20 protein-coding genes, 1 other RNA gene and 1 pseudogene are annotated in these 15,498 nt (G+C 37.6%); 3 read left to right on the plus strand and 19 right to left on the minus strand.

Translation table 11 applies throughout. The features are described 5' to 3' along the window. The 7 genes from citE to HZ311_RS02135 all read right to left on the minus strand — a co-directional run bounded on the left by citE (position 1) and on the right by HZ311_RS02135 (position 4,272). On the minus strand, positions 1 to 888 hold the full coding sequence (gene citE, locus HZ311_RS02110) for a citrate (pro-3S)-lyase subunit beta (protein ID WP_041684232.1): 888 nt from the start codon (positions 886 to 888) through the stop codon (positions 1 to 3). Continuing rightward, positions 876 to 1,184: a citrate lyase acyl carrier protein gene (gene citD, locus HZ311_RS02115; RefSeq protein ID WP_010735091.1), complete on the minus strand. Its 309-nt coding sequence runs from the start codon at positions 1,182 to 1,184 to the stop codon at positions 876 to 878. Before citD ends, citE begins: the two co-directional genes overlap by 13 nt. Then, positions 1,181 to 2,191 carry a [citrate (pro-3S)-lyase] ligase gene (gene citC, locus HZ311_RS02120; RefSeq protein WP_023519912.1) on the minus strand — a complete coding sequence of 337 codons (1,011 nt, stop codon included), beginning with the start codon at positions 2,189 to 2,191 and terminating at the stop codon, positions 1,181 to 1,183. Before citC ends, citD begins: the two co-directional genes overlap by 4 nt. Positions 2,192 to 2,207: 16 nt before the next feature. Beyond that, a complete protein-coding gene (locus tag HZ311_RS15895; protein WP_010735089.1) occupies positions 2,208 to 2,333 on the minus strand; it encodes an OadG-related small transporter subunit in 126 nt (41 codons plus the stop codon). Between the two features lie 15 nt (positions 2,334 to 2,348). Continuing rightward, entirely contained in the window at positions 2,349 to 3,464 is a 1,116-nt protein-coding gene (locus HZ311_RS02125) for a sodium ion-translocating decarboxylase subunit beta (protein WP_034691433.1), read from the minus strand. Between the two features lie 72 nt (positions 3,465 to 3,536). Further along, complete coding sequence (locus HZ311_RS02130; protein ID WP_023519913.1) at positions 3,537 to 3,932, minus strand: acetyl-CoA carboxylase biotin carboxyl carrier protein subunit; 396 nt, start codon at positions 3,930 to 3,932, stop codon at positions 3,537 to 3,539. Between the two features lie 19 nt (positions 3,933 to 3,951). Then, positions 3,952 to 4,272: a hypothetical protein gene (locus HZ311_RS02135; RefSeq protein ID WP_023519914.1), complete on the minus strand. Its 321-nt coding sequence runs from the start codon at positions 4,270 to 4,272 to the stop codon at positions 3,952 to 3,954. A gap of 399 nt (positions 4,273 to 4,671) precedes the next feature. On the opposite strand from HZ311_RS02135, the gene HZ311_RS02140 reads away from it, so the two are divergent. From HZ311_RS02140 to citG, 3 genes are all read left to right on the plus strand, one after another. After that, positions 4,672 to 6,018 carry a CitMHS family transporter gene (locus HZ311_RS02140; protein ID WP_023519915.1) on the plus strand — a complete coding sequence of 449 codons (1,347 nt, stop codon included), beginning with the start codon at positions 4,672 to 4,674 and terminating at the stop codon, positions 6,016 to 6,018. Between the two features lie 244 nt (positions 6,019 to 6,262). Then, the gene (locus tag HZ311_RS02145) at positions 6,263 to 6,958 is read left to right on the plus strand and encodes a GntR family transcriptional regulator (protein ID WP_023519916.1); all 696 of its coding nucleotides are present in this window, start codon (positions 6,263 to 6,265) and stop codon (positions 6,956 to 6,958) included. Next, positions 6,951 to 7,847, plus strand: coding sequence for a triphosphoribosyl-dephospho-CoA synthase CitG (citG, locus tag HZ311_RS02150; RefSeq protein WP_023519917.1), 897 nt, complete (start codon positions 6,951 to 6,953; stop codon positions 7,845 to 7,847). Before HZ311_RS02145 ends, citG begins: the two co-directional genes overlap by 8 nt. On the opposite strand, the gene HZ311_RS02155 is transcribed toward citG, so the two are convergent. The 12 genes and pseudogenes from HZ311_RS02155 to HZ311_RS02210 all read right to left on the minus strand — a co-directional run bounded on the left by HZ311_RS02155 (position 7,802) and on the right by HZ311_RS02210 (position 15,460). Then, positions 7,802 to 8,530: a response regulator transcription factor gene (locus HZ311_RS02155; RefSeq protein WP_023519918.1), complete on the minus strand. Its 729-nt coding sequence runs from the start codon at positions 8,528 to 8,530 to the stop codon at positions 7,802 to 7,804. The genes citG and HZ311_RS02155 overlap by 46 nt on opposite strands. Before the next feature lie 304 nt (positions 8,531 to 8,834). After that, positions 8,835 to 9,202, minus strand: a transfer-messenger RNA (tmRNA) gene (ssrA, locus tag HZ311_RS02160). A gap of 227 nt (positions 9,203 to 9,429) precedes the next feature. Then, on the minus strand, positions 9,430 to 9,717 hold the full coding sequence (locus HZ311_RS02165) for a putative quinol monooxygenase (protein WP_023519920.1): 288 nt from the start codon (positions 9,715 to 9,717) through the stop codon (positions 9,430 to 9,432). Between the two features lie 21 nt (positions 9,718 to 9,738). Continuing rightward, a complete protein-coding gene (locus tag HZ311_RS02170) occupies positions 9,739 to 10,377 on the minus strand; it encodes a nitroreductase family protein (protein WP_010735080.1) in 639 nt (212 codons plus the stop codon). 31 nt (positions 10,378 to 10,408) lie between these two features. Then, positions 10,409 to 10,813, minus strand: a complete 405-nt coding sequence (locus HZ311_RS02175; RefSeq protein WP_019724433.1) for a MarR family winged helix-turn-helix transcriptional regulator — start codon at positions 10,811 to 10,813, stop codon at positions 10,409 to 10,411. 285 nt (positions 10,814 to 11,098) lie between these two features. Continuing rightward, a complete protein-coding gene (locus tag HZ311_RS02180) occupies positions 11,099 to 11,362 on the minus strand; it encodes a hypothetical protein (RefSeq protein ID WP_023519921.1) in 264 nt (87 codons plus the stop codon). Positions 11,363 to 11,502: 140 nt separating this feature from the next. Further along, positions 11,503 to 11,991: a GAF domain-containing protein gene (locus HZ311_RS02185; RefSeq protein ID WP_010735077.1), complete on the minus strand. Its 489-nt coding sequence runs from the start codon at positions 11,989 to 11,991 to the stop codon at positions 11,503 to 11,505. 85 nt (positions 11,992 to 12,076) lie between these two features. Continuing rightward, the gene (gene budA, locus HZ311_RS02190; protein ID WP_010735076.1) at positions 12,077 to 12,784 is read right to left on the minus strand and encodes an acetolactate decarboxylase; all 708 of its coding nucleotides are present in this window, start codon (positions 12,782 to 12,784) and stop codon (positions 12,077 to 12,079) included. A gap of 265 nt (positions 12,785 to 13,049) precedes the next feature. Then, complete coding sequence (locus HZ311_RS15975; protein ID WP_010735075.1) at positions 13,050 to 13,322, minus strand: Fic family protein; 273 nt, start codon at positions 13,320 to 13,322, stop codon at positions 13,050 to 13,052. 272 nt (positions 13,323 to 13,594) lie between these two features. Further along, positions 13,595 to 13,771 carry a hypothetical protein gene (locus HZ311_RS02200; RefSeq protein ID WP_010735074.1) on the minus strand — a complete coding sequence of 59 codons (177 nt, stop codon included), beginning with the start codon at positions 13,769 to 13,771 and terminating at the stop codon, positions 13,595 to 13,597. 320 nt (positions 13,772 to 14,091) lie between these two features. Beyond that, positions 14,092 to 15,218 (minus strand): annotated as a pseudogene (locus tag HZ311_RS02205) (IS3 family transposase). A 56-nt stretch (positions 15,219 to 15,274) separates the two neighbouring features. Next, positions 15,275 to 15,460 carry a hypothetical protein gene (locus tag HZ311_RS02210; protein ID WP_023519925.1) on the minus strand — a complete coding sequence of 62 codons (186 nt, stop codon included), beginning with the start codon at positions 15,458 to 15,460 and terminating at the stop codon, positions 15,275 to 15,277. Between the last annotated feature and the right edge of the window lie 38 nt (positions 15,461 to 15,498).

Raw genomic sequence — 15,498 nt, forward strand, 5'->3', positions numbered from 1 at the left:
CTAGATCTCCTCCTCTCTGATCAACTTCGCTGCTTTTGCAAGAGCAATCACTCTTTCTGCTCGCTCGACGATTGGTTTGTCCACCATCTTGCCATTCACAGAAATCACGCCTGAACCTTTTGCTTCCGCTTCTTGGATACCCCAGATCACTTCTTTCGCTGCTTGGATCTCTTTTTCTGTTGGTTCATAAATAGCATGGACTAATGGAATCTGACGTGGGTTGATCACTGATTTCCCATCAAAGCCTAGTTGCTTGATCAGACGAACTTCTGTTTGAAATCCCTCAAGATTTTCAACATCTGAATAGACAGTATCGATTGCTGCAATACCAGCAGCTCTGGCTGAATGAAGGATCATATTTCGGGCAAAAGACAATTCTTGCCCATCTGGGTATCGTTGGGTTTTCATATTGGTCACATAATCTTCGGCACCTAACGCGATGCCAACTAACCGTTTGGAAGCTTTAGCGATTTCTCTTGCATTCAATACCCCTTCTGCAGATTCGATCGCTGCCATCATTTTTGTGGTTCCCATTGGGATTTGATAGGTTTCTTCCACTGAAGTGATGACCTGATCAACCTCGATGATGTCTTGTGCGGTTTCTGTTTTTGGCAAGCGAATGACATCGATCCCTGCTAATACCATTGCCTCAATGTCTTGGTCACCCCCAGCCGTCAATGCGTTGATTCGAACGACCGTTTCTACTTTGCTATAGTCAAATGTTTTTAATGCCATATGAACGAGCAAGCGTGCCGAATCTTTTTCTTTTAAGGATACGGCGTCTTCCAAATCAAACATGAGTGAATCTGCACCGTATAATGGCGCATCTCTCAGCATCGCTGCATTTGCACCAGGGACAAACATCATCGTTCTCCTTAAACATTCCATGAATTGATCTCCTTCCAATCATAGCGCTCTTGCTTTCCAGCTCGATGGACTGCTGTAATCGTCCTTGCCTGGATCGTGCAATCAAGCGCACCTTTATCGACAGCTGTTACTTTGGCGGCTTCAATGCCTAACTGTTGAAGGGTGTCCATAATGACTTTTCTGATTTGGTGACCAAATTGTTTTTCGACATTGCTTGTCAAGGAAAGTTCAATGCCTTTTTCTATCTTTGGATCGATCGTGATCATGATATCACTGGATTCAATTGTTCCAGCCACTGCACTTTGATAAATTTTCACTTCCTGTCACCTCTATTACGTTTATGATTTTTGATATAGTTATAAGTCGAAGCAGGCAAATACGCTTGTAATGTCTGCAAGTCATCTTCTTGTAAGGCTTTTCGGACTTTTGTTGCACTGATTGCTACTCTTTTGATACGTTTGCGTGGTAGGACGATCAAAGAAAGCGATTCTCCAAATACCTTTTTCAACGTTTCATTATAGATTTCAGTTATCTTAGAGTAGGGTTCTTCACCGACAAACCGATTTTCAATTTTAAGTATCGGTGCGATTTTTTCTTTAAAAAGTAGCGCATCCAAAGTACCTTGCGCTTTTGCCGCTTCTTCTGTAGCATGTTCCTTTAAAAAATAGGCAGGAAATGTGGCGGAAGAAATCAGATAATCTTCAGTCGGCAAAATCGTGACATTTTTTACATGCGCGACCCCTTGCTTGACCATTTCGAACCGTTCAGAAAAGGAAAATTCTGAACAATCTTCTGAAAGGATAAAAAGGTAGACTTGGTCTGCTTGTTTGGCTGCGCACTCCACCAAGTACTGATGTCCTTTTGTAAAAGGATTGGCATTCATCACAATCCCACAGCCTGTACCTTTTTTCTTTTTTGCCTTCAACATGGCAAGATAATCTTGAAAGTCAGGTGTACCTTGTTCCATAAACAATATGGTTTCAGTGGCAATGATCTCTTTAAATCCCATAGCATGAAAAATGGAGTGATTACTAGGATCTGTGTAGACAAAGAAATGCCTTTTGTTTTCTTCGGATAAATGATCAATTAATTGCTGAACGAGCTTCGTCAACAAATTTTCTGATTGGAAATCTTTCGCAACAGCCAAATATTTTAAAATATTACGCTCATAAGAACCGGTGGCAATCAGCTGCTCTTCTTGATAGATCCCAACGGTATAGTCAACCTTTTCATTCAATGTGAGACCGGATTTTTCGATCAGCTCCAGCCATTGTTGATAGACTTGAGCGTCCTTTTCCAACCATAATCTTTTGATTGTATACATGTACAAGACCTTCTTTTTATTTTCTTACTGGAAACAAGCGACTCAATAGCATCGAAGCAAGATAAATGATCAAGATAACAACGAATACGCCACCCCATCCTAAAACTAGTAGTTCAAGAGATTTGATTAACTCTGCTGACATCGTTTTTCTCCTTTCTTATACCAATAAGGCGAGCAATAAGCCGCCGGCAATCACTGAAGCAATCTGACCAGATACATTGGCTCCAGCTGCGTGCATCAAAATAAAGTTCTGTGGGTCTTCTTCTGTTGCCATTTTCTGAATGACGCGACTAGACATTGGAAAAGCAGAGATTCCTGCTGCTCCGATCATTGGATTGATTTTCTCTTTTCGGAATAAATTTAACAATTTAGCAAACAATACTCCACCGATCGAGTCCATAATGAAAGCAACCAGCCCTAGACCGATAACCATCAACGTATCGATCTGTAAAAATTCTTCATACTGCATTTTGACCGAAATGGCGATCCCTAATAATATGCTGATGAGATTGACTAACTCATTCTGAGCAGTGATCGACAAACGATCCAATACCCCACATTCTCGTAACAAATTTCCAAACATCAAAAACCCAACAAGTGGCAGAGAGACAGGCGCAATCAAACCAGCGACGACTGAAATAACTAAAGGAAAAAGGATTTTTGCTGTTTGCGACACTTCCCCTGCACGATAATTCATTCGAATACGTCGCTCTTTTTTAGTCGTCACAGCTTTGATCGCAACTGGCTGAATGATTGGCACGAGGGCCATATACGAATAGGCAGCCACCATGATGGCACCCATATATTTCGAATTCAACGTGTTCGCGACAAAAATGGAAGTTGGTCCATCCGCTGCTCCGATGATGCCAATAGAAGCTGCATCATTCAAATCAAAACCTAATAGGATCGCTACGATGATCGTAAAGAAAATCCCAAATTGTGCGGCGGCTCCAAAAAGTAATAAAAATGGATTTTGTAACAAGGGACCGAAATCGATCATTGCACCAATACCAATGAATAATAAGAGCGGAAATAGCTCCGTCGTAATCCCCATATCAAACAAAATTTGGAACGCGCCGGCCTCACCACCGGCACTCAGCACACCTGAATTAGGGAAATTAACTAAGATCGTACCTAACCCCATCGGTACGAGTAACGTTGGTTCATATTCTTTTTTTATCCCAAGGTACATGAGGACTCCGCCAATCACCATCATCACGATGCGTCCCGGCTCTTGCCCCATGCCAATAACTCCTTCAATAAGTGTTTCCACAGATGTCACTTCCTTTTACTTAATACTGAATACCAAGAGTCACCAAAATGACTCTACTCTCAAAGCGAACATTTAACTAATCGTGATAAGTGGATCACCAGGATTCACCATTTCTCCTTGACTGATATGGATTCCAGTCACTTGACCAGCTTTTCCAGCAACGATTTCATTTTCCATTTTCATCGCTTCTAAAATCATCAAAGGTTGATTGATTTCCACTACCTCCCCAACTGTAACTAATAAACGAGAAATCGTGCCTGGCATCGGCGAAGTCATCGCATCCGCTCCCGCTCCGACTGAGGATTTCGTTTCTGGTACAGTTGTTGAGACCTCTGATGGTATGACCGCTTCAACTGGTGTAGATCGTTCTGGTGTTGGAACTGGATTCGTTTGCGGACTTCCACCGATTTCTTCCATTTCCACTAAATATTCTTTTCCATCAATTGAGATTTTGAATTTCCGCAACATTTTTTCTCCTCCAAAACATTTATTTTTTGGCTATTTTTCGTATAATAAACTGACTATTTGGATTGACTCCCGCTGCTACACCTGTAGCAATCAGTGAAACCAAAATTGCTTCCGGATTTCTCTGCTTGATTTTTTTGATAATGAATCGACTCTCCGGATCATATTCTGCTGCTAAACTTGCAGCTACCACGCTGACAAGCTGAATATCAGCTGGCGCAGCATCAATATATGCAGGAACCGGTTTCATTTTTTCTGGCTTTTCATTGTCTCTTTCTACTATTGTGGGATTGGGCTTCACTGCTGGTTGTTGCTTCTTTCTTCGTTTTGTAAACAGCCACATACTTCTTGCTCCTTTCTTCTTTTCTGTCCTTATTTTTATTATAGGATGATTCAACCAATTATGTTTTCCAAACTGATATAAGATTGTTTTTTTGTTGTTTCTTTTTCTTGAATCAGGCAAAAAAAGCAATACAAACATTGATATAAAAGCTTTTTCCAATGAATTAATGTTCTGTTAAGGTACTATTAAGCATTCGATAAGATTAGGTAGACCAAATTGTTTTTTTCATGTTCTTTTTTCTTACTTCATCTATCTTCCCTTTAAAATATTGCTTATCCTAGAGTCGTCAAGGAGGCGTCAATTTTAGAAACACACAACTCTTTCTGTCCTAAGAATAATTTTCTACCCATCTAATTTTGATACCGCTTATAAACAATGCAATCAGAAAAGGAGAAGCGTATGTTACTAACCGTTTTATCTTATGCAATGATCATTATCTTCATGTATGTCATCATGAAAAAGAAAATGTCCCCTTTTACTTCCCTTGTGGTTATTCCACTTTTATTTACCTTAATTGCAATGATTTCTGGTGCTTCAAAGAAAGGAAATATTGGCGATTTTGTATTAGAAGGCATCAAAACAACTTCAAATACAGGAATCATGCTATTATTTGCCATTTTATATTTTTCAATCATGTTAGACGCTGGTCTATTTGATCCAATCACTAAAAAAATGATTTATTTTGCCAAAGGCGATCCGATGAAAGTTTTAATGGCAACTGCGATCGTTGCCGCAACCGTTTCGCTGAATGGCGATGGGACAACGACTACGTTGATTTGCTGTTCCGCTTTTATTCCTATCTATAAAAAATTAAACATGAAAATGATGAACTTAGGGGTATTGATCATTCTTCAAAATACCATCATGAATCTATTACCTTGGGGTGGACCGACCGCTCGAGCGATGGCAGTATTGGAAGTCGATGCGGATATCTTGTCTTACCTAGCTCCTGGAATGATCTTGTCTTTGCTTTATGTCATTTTTTTCGTTGCACGCCGGATGGGAAAACAAGAACGTGACCGTTTAGGTATTACCCAATTATCAAATGAGGAAATTGAAGAAATCACTAAAATCACCGATCCTGAAACAGTCAAAATGCGCTGTCCTAAAAATTTTGTATTCAATGGGATACTCACGATCGTGTTGATTGCCTGGTTGGTTGCAAGCTCGTTTATCTCTTCGATTGCCTTACCACCTCTTTTATTATTTTTAGTAGGAACATGCATTGCCTTAATGGTCAATTACCCTAATCTAAAAGATCAATCCGCCCGTATTGGTGCAAATGGTGGCGATGCAGTGCAAGTCGTGATTTTAGTTTTTGCAGCAGGAGTTTTCATGGGGCTTTTCCAAGGTTCCGGTATGGCTGAAGCACTCGCGAATAGCTTTACTTATCTCATTCCAAAACAACTAGCAGGATTCTGGGGATTAGTCATTGCGTTGATTTCAGCGCCCGGTACTTTCTTTATTTCAAATGACGGTTTTTATTTCGGTGTATTACCCGTTTTAGCAGAAGCCGGACATACCTATGGCTTTACGAATATGCAAATGGCTCTCGCCTCTTTGATGGGTCAAGCCTTCCATTTGCTCAGTCCTTTAGTCGCTTTTATCTATCTTTTGTTACGTTTGACCGGATTGGATATGGGGAAATGGCAACGAGAAGCTGGAAAATATGCCTTGGGTATTTTTACTATTTTTGTCGTCACAATTATTCTTTTTGGCTATATGCCATTTTATATTTCCCAATAAAAACAACCGTCTAAAGTAGATGTCCACTCTGAGAAGTGCTCCGTAATAGTAGAAAACAATTGATCCTCTCTTTTTCGATGTTACGGAACAATTTCTCAGAGATTTCCAGACGGACACTTTATTCCGATTTGTAAAATAAAAGTCACTCACATTTTAGTCATTTCTCATGAGGCGAAGGATAAAGCATGATAGACTTATTCATTGACTTAGTTTTTTATAGCAAAAGTAGAAATGGGGAGAAGAAATGAACAAGGTTGTTGAAGCATTACGTAAAAATTTGGACCTCACACAAAATAAGACATTGAATGTGCTTATTTATGAAGCGTTTCGTAAAACGATCATTCTTGGCGATATCCCTGCCAATACGCGGATCAACGAAAAAGTCTTAGCCGAAGAATTGAATATCAGCCGTACACCTATTCGCTTAGCAATGAAACAATTAGTCAATGAAAAATTGGTTGAACACGTACCCAAAATCGGCATCGTCGTCAAAGGTATCCGCATAAAAGACGCTTACGAAATCTATGATATCCGTAAATCTTTAGATACACTTGCCACGATCAAAGCAATGAATCAGATGACAAAAGAAGATTTCATTGAGCTGAAAGAACTATTATTACGAGGCGAAAGCTATAATCAAGCAGATCAAACAGAAAAAGTCTTGCAAAATTTTTCGGACTTCAATACGTTCATCTATGAAAAAAGCCACATGCTCCGTTTAAAATCCATTGTCTTAGAGTTACAAGCTTACCTCGTTTATTTTCGCGATATCGCCATTCGTTCATCCAGACGCAGGGATAAAGCCCTTGAAGAACATTGGCTGATCTATCGCGGGATGCAAACAAAAAATGCAGAACAAATCACTTTGATCACCCACGAGCATTTAGATCGTTCATTACAATTTATTTTAGCTGAAATGGAGCGTAGAAAAATTGACTGACCACAAACTGATCGGTACGATCGCACAGGCTGCACAGCACGCTTTGTTTTACGAAGTAGCATTAAGTCCAAAACCAGGATTAGTCGATCCTATTTCAAATGGCGCGCATACAGATATGGATTTTCAGACTTTTCAAATAAGTATCCAAACCTTAACACCTTTTTTTCAAAAATATATCGCATTAGGTCTTACCCATAAAGGAAACACAAAATCATTATTTGAACAGCTAAGGCAGACTGGATATCAAGCAGAGCAAGCAATGCTTGACGCAACAAATGACATCAACACACATAAAGGAGCGAATTTTTCGTTTGCAGTCATCTTGGGCGCGATCGGTTGGCACATGCAACAGTGTTTTATCCAAAGACTTCCATTAAACGCCAAACAGACGGAGCAAATTTTAAAGCTTACCGGAGAACTGACCCATGATTTGATCAAAGAGGATTTTCATGATTTAGCGCGGAAGACACAGCGTACACATGGGGAAGAGCTTTTTTTGGTGCATGGTATTTCAGGTATTCGTGGCGAAGCTGCTCAGTGTTATCCCAGTCTTGCTTCCATTCTTCTTCCCTACTTACGTTCAGCAAACTATCATGCGCCCGATGAAGTCTTTCTACGTGCCTTGGTTTTATTGATGAGCGAAATCGAAGACGGGAATATACTTCACCGAGGCGGTATTCAGGAGTGGCAAAAAGTACAACAAGAGACAAAAAAAATTCATCAAGCAAAGCTTCCACGGAAGCAGCTACTTGATGAATTAACGATCTATGATCAACGATTGACCAAACGCAATCTAAGTCCTGGTGGTGCAGCAGATTTACTTTCATTAGGTATTTTTTTCGCTCAATTAGAAGGATTACTTTCTTTACCAGAGGGTAAGAAAATATAACCAAGTCCTCTAACCGTTCTGAGGTACTGGACATTTTTTGGATCATCTTCGATTTTGTTTCGTAAGTGATTGATAAAAACCATAATGGTATTGGCATCCAGCTCACTGTCATTCCAAACACTTTGATAAATTTGTTCCTTTGAAAAAACCTGTTCGGGATTTTCTATAAAGAATTGCATCAGCTTGATTTTTTTTGAAGACAACTCAATGGATTTGCCTTTTTTATATAAACGATAAAGCGCTTTGTCAAAGCAAAAATCACCTATACTGATTTTATTTTTTTTGCACTTTGTCGTTTGTTCTTTAAGTACGTTGTGTCTGTCCAAAATAGCGAGAACTTGCGCCTTTAGCAGTGTCGGATTGAATGGTTTAGTGATGTAATAATCTGCTCCCATCTCCAATCCAGTGATAATTTCAATCTCATTTTGTTGTTCGGTAAAAAAAACGATGGGAGAAAGACTGTCTTGCTCTCGGATGAGTTGAACAATATGGTAGCCATCTGTTTGATGGGCTAAACGAATATCTAAGAGATATAGATCAAAAGTCACTCTAGACATGATATCCAGTGTTTTTTCGACGCAATCACTTTGATAGATCAATACACCAGCTGGTTGTAAGGCCTTCCAAATCATTCTTCTAAATGTTAGATCTTCATCGATCGCCAATATCTTCTCATTTCTCATTTTCTTTCCTCCTGCCTAGAGCATCCATAGGTTAAAAAATACACTATGACCTGTATTTTACTTATTCAAGTAAAAAAAGTAATTGATCATAATATCACAATTCATCCTCCAACTCTATTATACGCAAAGAAACGGTGATTTTCCGACTTCAAAAAAGAAAATACAATATAAAAACATTTTTGACCTGGATTTTGACCTAGATAAATTTTCATAAAAGCAAGAACAACTGAAAACTGAAAACTAAAAACGCTAAAATCCTTCATAAAAAGGATTCTAGCGTTCAGCTAAATCGTGTGATTTCTCCGAATGGAGACGGCGGGAGTCGAACCCGCGTCCAAACACATCGCCACTTAAAAATCTACGTTCATAGTCAACTCATTTAGAGGTTCGCTTTACAGCTTGCCGAGTGACAGGCATTCTGTATCGCTAGTCTGATGTTCTCTTTTTCAACTTACAGACGGAAAGTTGAAACGTATCCCACTAAAGTTAGGACCCTTACTCGAGCACATGGGCGATGCCGAGAGGATCTACGCTAACTGTTTTTAGGCAGCTAAAGCGTAAGAGTTGTTTTCGTTTTTAGCAGTTATATTTAACTGTAACGTTTTAGCGTAGACGTAACCTACGAAACGCAATTCAAGCTCGAACTGTGCCTGTCGAATCCGTAACGTCCCCTTAATAAAATGGGTTACGGTATTTTCAAGATACTTACATAATATACCATATATGTAGTTTTTTTTCAATATGGTTGTTTGCTTTTCGAGTAGATGCTTCACTTCTTGAGCGAAGCAAGAAAGGTCTTAGGGATGAATAGACATCAGACTTTTCTTGCTCCCTCTTAAAGTGAACGTTCTTTCTACTTTAGCTGCTTCGATCGCAAAAGAACGTGTCAGCGAATCCTTTTAAGCAAGTGTTTTCGCGACATTCAATTCTGTTTCTTTTTCTGCATATTCAGGCATATTTTTGAACAATTGTTGCAACAATGGACTTTGGTTATGTCCTTCGATTGCTTGTTCGTCACGCCAGTTTTCAACCATCACAAAGACATTTACTTGTTCCGTTGACTCATACAATTGATAACTCAAGCAGCCATCTTCTTTTCTAGTCGCTTCGATCAATTGTGTCGCTTCTTCTAAAAATTCAGCGCGTTTTGCTTCTTTGATGGTAAATTTTGCATTGATGATGATCATTCGTCCGTCTCCTTTTTCTTTCTATTTGAAAGAAGTGATTTTTTCTGAAGCTAAACGAACAGATTCGTAGCCTTGATCGACTGCTTTACCAACTGACAAGATCATTACAGGGACATAACGTTCTTTGTCCAAATCGAAAGCTTCGGCTAATTGGTCTGCTTCAAATCCGCCGATTGGATTTGTATCATATCCATGGCTACGTGCAGTTAACATAAATTGCATAGCTGCTAAGCTTGAATCGATCTTCACTACGTCATTCATTTGTTCACGTGTGAAATTTTTGTAATAAGGAATGATCGCTGCTAGTTGTTCGTCACGAACTTCTGCTGGCATTTTGCCTTCTTCCACAGCTTGATCATAGATTTCTTCTCCGTATTCATAGCAATTCATATCACCAAAAATCAAGACCATGGCAGATGATGTATCATTTTGTTTTGTGTTGAAACGGATCAATGGTTTCAATTTCGCTTTTGCTTCTTCGCTTTCAACTACTACAAAGCGCCAAGGTTGTAGATTCACAGAAGATGGTGCTGTTGTTGCTTCTTGGATCATTTCCAACATTTCTTCATGAGGGATTTTCACATTTTCATCGTACACACGGATTGATTTTCTGCCAAAGACGATATCAGAAAAATCATTGTTTGCTAGAGTTTTATTCATTACTTAACCGCTTCTTTCTTCGTTTTGATTTTTAGTATAATTTATCTAGTAATTTAGTCAGTTGATCGATTTCTTCATCTGATAGCGAAACACACAGGGAGTCATCTGATTCTTGATGATTTTTTTCACACTCGGTCAATTCATTCACTGCTTTATCGGACAAAGAAACGAATACTTCACGATTATTGTTCTCATTTCTTTTTCTGATCACATATCCTTTTTGTTCTAATATCTTTAGATGACGTGAAATAGCTGCCAAATCGATTTTTAAATCGCTCTGTAACTTATTTTGCAAACATTCCCCGTTTTCTTGTAAGAACATCAAGATCTCGTACCTCGTTAAACTAAATCCAGTTTCTTTTTCAAATAAAGCTGTTCCTTCTTGACTGATGATTTTTATCTGATAAAGCAATTGACTTAACTTTCTCAGCTCCATAATGTTGCCTCCTACTATCTTTGACTAATCAATTATTGACTTGTCAATAATATAAATCATTTACTTCCTTTTGTAAAGTAAAAAGAAAAAGAAGCAAGTTAAAAGTTATTTTCCCTTTTAACTTGCCCCTTCTTCAACTGTCTGTATTCGAGTATTCTATTTCTTAACGATTATGTATGAATGTTCAATTGCTTCTATTATGTATGCAAATTAAAGGAAGTCTGATAATTAACAATAGCTTATTCAAATCAGACTTCCTGCTAGGCGATAGGCGTATTCATCACTTTAAGATACCATTGCTTGTGTGTACAGCTTGGTTGGTGACTGAAAGACCTGTTCAACGGGACTCAACTCAAAGATATCTGTATATTTTGCGACAACTTTCCCACATTTCTCTAGAATATCTAAGTGATCTGTACGATCATATTCCTCTACACTCATAATCACACAGTTTTCTAATTTTCCAATTACTTCTCCGACTACTTTATTTTTGATGCCGATTGGATAACATACATATTTTTGTCCTAAAACGATTGTTTCGCTTGTCATAACTCATTCTCCTCTTGGTTCTTTAATATTTTATAAAATGATAATAACATTAAAATTAGATTATGAAAACAAAAATATTCAATAAATTAAAAAAAGTTGAAAAAAAGTGATCAAACACCTTTTTTCAACTCTTTTTCACTTTATTTCATAACATTTACAGGAAAATCACCTAACAATAACTCAACATATTGTTCCAAAAATTCTTGATCTAAAGCATCGTAGCCCTCGGTCACACCACAATCGATATCAAGTACTCCGATCAATCGACCTTCTTTGATCATAGGTACTACGATTTCAGATTGTGCGGCTGAATCACATGAAATATAATTTTCATGGGTTTTCACATTCGCAACGATCAATGTTTTTTGTTTTTCTGCTGCTTCGCCACAAACACCTTTTCCCATTTTGATACGGGTACATGACACTCTACCTTGGAAAGGGCCTAAAATCAATTCTTGTCCATCATATAAATAATAGCCGGCAAAGACTGTTTGAGGTAATGTTTCATTCAATAATGCAGAGGAATTAGCTAAATTGGCCAACCAGTTGTCTTCTGCTTCTAAAAGTCCTTTTTGTTGGAGTAGCAAAATTTCATAAGCATCTCTTTTTTCTTTTTCTGTCCATAACATCCAAAATCACTCCTTCTATGCCCAAAATTATAGCCTAATTCAAGGAGCAACGCTATGGTTTTATTTTTGTTTCTTAATGACTAGATCATTCTGCTTGCTCGATTTCAGCAGCTAGATCTGCATAGTCGATTTCATTTTGGATAAAAGTCGGATCATTCGTCGGAAAATGTTGCACCAAAGATTCCATTTGACTGATTTCTACTGTTCCTTGCGACACAGTAAAATCGAGGATATGCCCTCCAAATGTTTTCTCATCGTCAATAAAATGCAAATGGAAGCCTGCAGCAGCCACCCCTTGAAATAATTCCGGTGTATAAAACCCAACAATTGTCCCTTGAATATCTGATCGATGAAACTCTGGCTGGGATTCTGAGATCTTCGCTAAGCGTCGATATGGTTTTTCTTGTTTTGGCATGATCCGGATATGCATATCTTTAAATAAACCGCTGATCTTGACTGCTAAAAAGAGATTTTTCCCTGCTTCGTCCTTCAGGATTTTTTCTTTTAATGCTTCGCTAGATAGATGTTGGACTGTAAATGAACGGTCCGCTGAAAATGCAGTGATTGCCGCATAAGGAGTGGACTCTTCTCCGGACAAATGGATCAATGCACCATCTGATCTACCTTGATAGGCTTCACCGTCTAAAAATATCACTTCGCCGTCTAACCCATGTAATGTTCCAAGACCTAGTGTACCGTACTTCAAGACCCCCGCAATGGAAGTAGTCCCGTCCATCAGTCCCGCCATTAGCGCACCTAATGTACCATGTTGATATAATACTTTCTCTGTCATCTGAACATCCCCTTAGTAAAATTGGTCTGGTAATGTTAATTCGTTTCTGATTCCGATTAAATCAGCGTTTTTCTGCCATATCTTTGTCTATTTTCGAATATGAGTATGAAATGAGCATGGTTTTTTGACAAGTATGGGCAAGCTAATTTTGAGGTTTGGTGTAGATATACTCTTCCTATATTTTTGAAAGGTCTGCTAAAAGTTTCTAAAATTAGTTGATCTTCACTAAAATTTTATCGACCAATTGTTCCAACTTCTTGATATCTCAATGAACAGTCCCATCCAGAGATAAATTATACATCTCATCATCAAGTTCAACATTAAATTCCGAATCATAACCCTTAGCTAAGCCTAGGGATCGAATCACTTCACGCTGAGTCCTCCCATTTCCTTCACGAAAAGGGTGCAAATAATTTTCATTAGCTAATATTGACGCTAAATGCCTAATAACTTTGTCCCTTGTATTTGCATTCTTATAATAATCTTGAATTAAAGAGTTCATATATGACTCAGCTGTTCCAAACGATTGCATCGCCATAAAAGCATGCTCTTGTTTTGAAATGTTCCCTTTCCAGTACTACCCTGCCCGCTAGTACAAATCTTGAAAAAGAAACTCATGAATTTTTAGTATATCTTTCATTGAATGAACTTCAATCGGTTGAGCAATTAATTTTAAGATTTGAGAAGCAACCATTCTGTATTCTGCTTGTTGCAATTTTTCAAAGTCTTACTCATCAAGTTTATTTATTGATACTTTTGAATTTGGGGAAGTATAAATATTATCAGGATCTTCATATTGTTTTCTAGCCATTATGAAATACCTAATACAATGGCTTCTTCACGCAATCGAATAACCTCTTTTACTTTGGGAATACAACCTTCAATCATATTTGTACTGATTGCATACCAAACACTTTTGAATAGTCGAAAACTATCGAATTTCACGCCCATAATAGTCAATTCTTCTTTGTTTACATCTAAAGTCATTAGCTTATCCTCCCTTATGTTCTTCTTTGATTATAGCATTTTTTAGCTTAAGATTCCCGTCATCTATTCGAAAAACACATAACAGTTAAAAGAAATGGTTAGTTTAAATATTCGCGATCATTACAAAATTCAAAAATGAAAACACTGTTCATCATAGGTTCTAGAATTATACTAAATATTTACTTTTCCTAAATAATATTAAGCTTATTACTTATTTCATTTTTTTCAAATAAGTTCCAATAAAATGATTTACCAATAAATCATTTTGTGATAGATATTGGATTTGAGTCAATATCTTGGACATATTTTAGTAGAGACTGCTAAGACATTTTCTCTGTTTCTAAATCTTCAAACTCCTGTGGAGTTAAGTAATGAATCGAACTATGGATTCGATTACGATTATAAAATCCTTCAATGTAGCTAAATAAAGATCGATTCGCTTCTTCGAAGTCTGAGTAAGTCGTTGTGTATACTTCTTCTTTTTTCAATGATGCATGGAAGGACTCAATTCCTGCATTATCATATGGTGTTCCTTTGCGACTATAGGAATGCCTTATTTTATTGTTTTCAAGCCAATTTTCCACTTCGATTGCTGTATATTGACTACCTAAATCAGTGTGTAGAATCATTCCTTCTGGAATGTAGTACCGTTGCTTTGCTTGATTGAATGTTTGTAACACACAATCGACAGTCATTCGTTTAGAAAATGTATAGCTAATAATCTTTTTCATGTGTAAATCCATAATCGAAGATAAGTAACACCAACCATTTTTCTTAGTTGGAATGTAGGTGATGTCAGCTACCCATTTTTCACAGATAGTTTTAGTAGAAAAGTCCTGATTTAAGATGTTCTCTTTTAAAAAAACCGGCTGAACAGGCCGTTGAGGTCTGTATTTCTTAACCACAATTGACCTTAGATTTAATTGTTTCATCAGTTTTTTTACATGATTAAGAGATACTGAAATTCCTTATTTTAGCAACACTTGATGGATTTTTGTTGCACCATATCTCTGTTTATGATCAAAAAAGATCGTTGAAATCTTCTTTTTCAATTGGTTATTTCTGACTTCTGTAGCTGTTAACGATTTATTTTTATAAAAATAGTAGACACTTCTAGGAATTTCTAATAACCGACACAACAAAGAAACAGTGTACTCCTTACACCATTTTTCAATGAATCGAACAAGTGACTTTAGGTCTTTCGAGAGAATATGGCTGCGGCTTTTTTTAATATTTCAAGTTCCTCTTTCAAACGAGCATTTTCTTTTCTCAAATCAGCCGCTTCTTTTCCGGTCAGTCCTGTGGACTGATTTGGTAAATATAAATTTTTCCATTTGTAAATCGTTGCTTCAGATAAGCCATATTCTTTCGCCAATCCTCGAACAGAACGTCCAGTTTAATTCAGCTCAACAATCATCTGTTTGAAATTTTCTTCGTATCGGGTCATAAAATCCATCCTCTCGTAGATAAGTTTAATTTATTTCTGGCTCTACGAAAAGATGTCTAAGATTTGATACTAACACCAGTAATTGAACGCATTGTTGTCTTATCAGCAACTGGATTTGCATTTGTATCTGCATGGGCAACTGGAACATTGATTACAGCTTGACCAACAACTGGACCACCCAAAACGAGCAGTGCAGAGCATGCAAGCAAGTGATTCAAAACTTTTTTCTGTTTTTTCTTCATAAAAAACTCTCCTAGTATTTATAATTAAATGTAGTTTG

It is taken from the genome of Enterococcus mundtii, from assembly GCF_013394305.1.
In the GTDB taxonomy this organism is placed as follows: domain Bacteria; phylum Bacillota; class Bacilli; order Lactobacillales; family Enterococcaceae; genus Enterococcus_B; species Enterococcus_B pernyi.